This window comes from Pirellulales bacterium (genome assembly GCA_019694435.1).
GTDB lineage: Bacteria > Planctomycetota > Planctomycetia > Pirellulales > JAEUIK01 > JAIBBZ01.
In genome coordinates, this window is record JAIBBZ010000089.1 from 1 (window position 1) to 2,759 (window position 2,759).

Sequence of the window (2,759 nt, forward strand, 5' to 3'; positions counted from 1 at the left end):
GGCGGGAACAGCGCACGGCCCTGACTCACGATCACCACGCTGTAGGAGCCGAGGTAGAGCGACGCGGTCAGCAGCGTCACCGCCAGCCAAAGCTGCGGCCTGGTGTGGACCGCGAGGACGGCCAGGATCGTGATCGTCGCCAGCGCGCCGGACACGATCACCTTCTTGCGCGAGCCGACGAGCCGGTCGAGCGGGCCATAGGAAAAGATGCCGGCGACCTGCGCCAGGCCCATCAGCAGCAGGTATTTGCCGCGCGCGATGCCGTCGAGGCCATAGAGGTCGTTGAGATAGGGGCCGGCCCAGATCGCGAGCACGGTGAGCTGGGTGCCCGACGCGAAGGTGTGCATGGCGAGCACCGGCACGAGGCCGGGCGTGCGCCACACCATCATCAGTCCCGCCAGCACCGCGGCAAGCGGCTCGGGCCGCGCCGGCGGCTCGGTCGATCCCGGCGGGCGGTCGCGCACCACGGTCCAGAACGTGATCGCGGCGGCGGCCGAGATCACCGCCAGGCACAGGAACGAGTTGCGCCAGCCGATCGTGCTCGCCGCCCACGCCATCGGCGCGGTGGCGGCGATGGTGCCGATGTTGGAGAGCCCGAAGCCCCAGCTCAAGACCGTGGTGTAGCGCGCCGGCTCGACCCACTTCGACAGCACGAACACCAGCGCCATGAAGCTCGCCGCGCAGCCGAGCCCCATCACCGTGCGCGCGACGATGAGGTCGCCGGCCGACTGGGCGCGTGCCACCAGTACCGCGCAGGCGACGATGAAGATCGCGAGCGCCGCCTGCGTCACCCGCGCGCCATGGCGGTCGAACCAGATGCCGACCGGGATCTGCATCGCGAGCAGCATGATGAAGAACGCGCCGCCGGCGAAGCCCAGCTCCTGCGGCGACATCGACAGCTCACGCATCAGCTCCGGCGCGATCACGCCTTGCGAGACGCGAAAGAACTGGCTGAGGCAGCTCATCGAGACCAGCGCCACGAGCACGCGCAGCAACTGGCCGGTGGTGGGAGAGGCCGGCATTGCGGATCAGACGTGGCCGCGATATCGGCGGTGCACCACGACGCCGAAGGCGTAGTCGAGCAGCGTGCCCCAGCTCAATACCGGCAGGTCGATCTCGGCCTGGATCGCGGACGCGAACGGCGGGTAGCCGGTGCATTCGAGCACGAGCGCGCCGATGTCCGGGTTGCCGTCGACGATCGCTCGTGCCGCGCGCACGATCTGCTCGCGGGCGAGATCGAAGTCGGCTGACGGCGGATCGGTGCGCAGGCCGCGCGTGCTCCACAGCTTCTTGAACTCGGGGTACTCGGCGCCGCACAGCTCGTAGGTGCTGAACAGTTTCAGCCGCGGGCCGGGCGCAATGCCGACCGCCTCCAAGTGCGCGGGGGTGAGCGATTGCGGAAAGCCGGTCAACACCGCCACCGCGCGCTTCGAGCCGATCAGCGCCTGCGCCCACGGCACCTGCAGCAGGCTCGACATGAACACCGGCACCGACACCGCGTCGGCGATGCGGCGCTGGAAGTAGCAGAAGAAACCGCACTCGGCCGCGATCGCCCGGCAGCCGAGCCGCTCCAGCCGCCGGGCCGAGGCGAGGATCGCCTCGTAGCAGCTGTCGCGGTCGGGATGATCGGGGTCGACGAGCCGGAAGATGTCGACGCCCTCGGCGATGTCGTACTGCACGGGGAAGGGCCACGCGGACGCATTGCGCACGTCGCCCGGAAACCCCGGATAGACGTCGTCGAGCAGGATGATGCCAAGCCCCATGCCATACGCGCGCCGGTCGGGGCGGGCGACGATGCGAGACGGTGTCGGCAGGTTCGGTGCCGTACCGGCAAAGGGGTGGGGCATTGGTGGCTTTCCTAGGTGACTGTATCCCTCTCTGTTGCCGAGCCTACAGGATGGGCGTGGCTGGCGACAGCAAGTGCGGTGGCAGGGTAAAGCGAGGGACAGGCGGCGCGTTGGGGCGACCAGCGCGCCACCTCCTCCGCTGTCATCCTCGGGCTTGTCCCGAGGACCCATCGCGCAGAGCACTCCAAGGGTCGAAAGTGACCCACAGCGGCTGTAGTGCCGGTGCTCAACACCGATGTTGCAATTTTGCAGGGCACGCGACATGCTACGTGTGCACCGCAACAACCCGACTTTGTCACGCTCGGGCGGCGAGACGGGCCAGGACCGACAGTCCGGCGACACGGATCATCTGCTGGCATGTGCTTTTTCAAATTCGAATTTTGCTGCGCCGCAACGAAATCTGCGAACTTCGTAGCAACGAACGGTCGGTCTCGGGCGATCTTCGAGCATCGCGGGAGCAGCGGGCTTCGCACTGTTGACGGGCAAGTATGATCCTGAGCCCGCATCGTACACGCGCTCGTCACATGTGTGGCAAAGTGCCCGACCACCGGTACGGTGACTTTGTGCGTCGCAATAATCGTGCCTCTGGCCGCCTTCCAGGCCGATGCCGGCTTGACGCCTGAGACCCTTTCCGTCCTCATTATCGAGTTGGGCCAGCGAGAGAACCGCTGCCGCCGGACTGGCCCGGCCGTCGGCGATAGCTTTTAATACCCGACGGAAAATGCAGCAATGGGCTCAGACAAGCAAGGCACGTCAGCGGGACACGATGCGGCAGATCAAAGCGATGCAGCTCCCGGCGGGCTCATTGGACACATCTACGACGTTGCCATTGCCCCTGAACGCATCCACGCGCTCGTCTCCTTTTGGACTGTCCAGATCGAGAAAATCAGCACGCAAATTGGGGATGGTAAC

The 2,759-nt window shown here is 66.7% G+C and carries 2 protein-coding genes; both read right to left on the reverse strand.

The features are described from left to right. A partial coding sequence (locus K1X74_23540) for an MFS transporter (GenBank protein ID MBX7169326.1) occupies positions 1 to 1,022 on the reverse strand: 1,022 nt, incomplete at its 3' end. 6 nt (positions 1,023 to 1,028) lie between these two features. Beyond that, positions 1,029 to 1,847: an aspartate/glutamate racemase family protein gene (locus K1X74_23545; GenBank protein ID MBX7169327.1), complete on the reverse strand. Its 819-nt coding sequence runs from the start codon at positions 1,845 to 1,847 to the stop codon at positions 1,029 to 1,031. Positions 1,848 to 2,759: the final 912 nt, after the last annotated feature.

What these genes read in the sequence shown, in the direction of transcription:
- K1X74_23545 (MBX7169327.1), bottom strand. Translation starts at nt 1,847, where the DNA reads ATGCCCCACCCCTTTGCCGGTACGGCACCGAACCTGCCGACACCGTCT.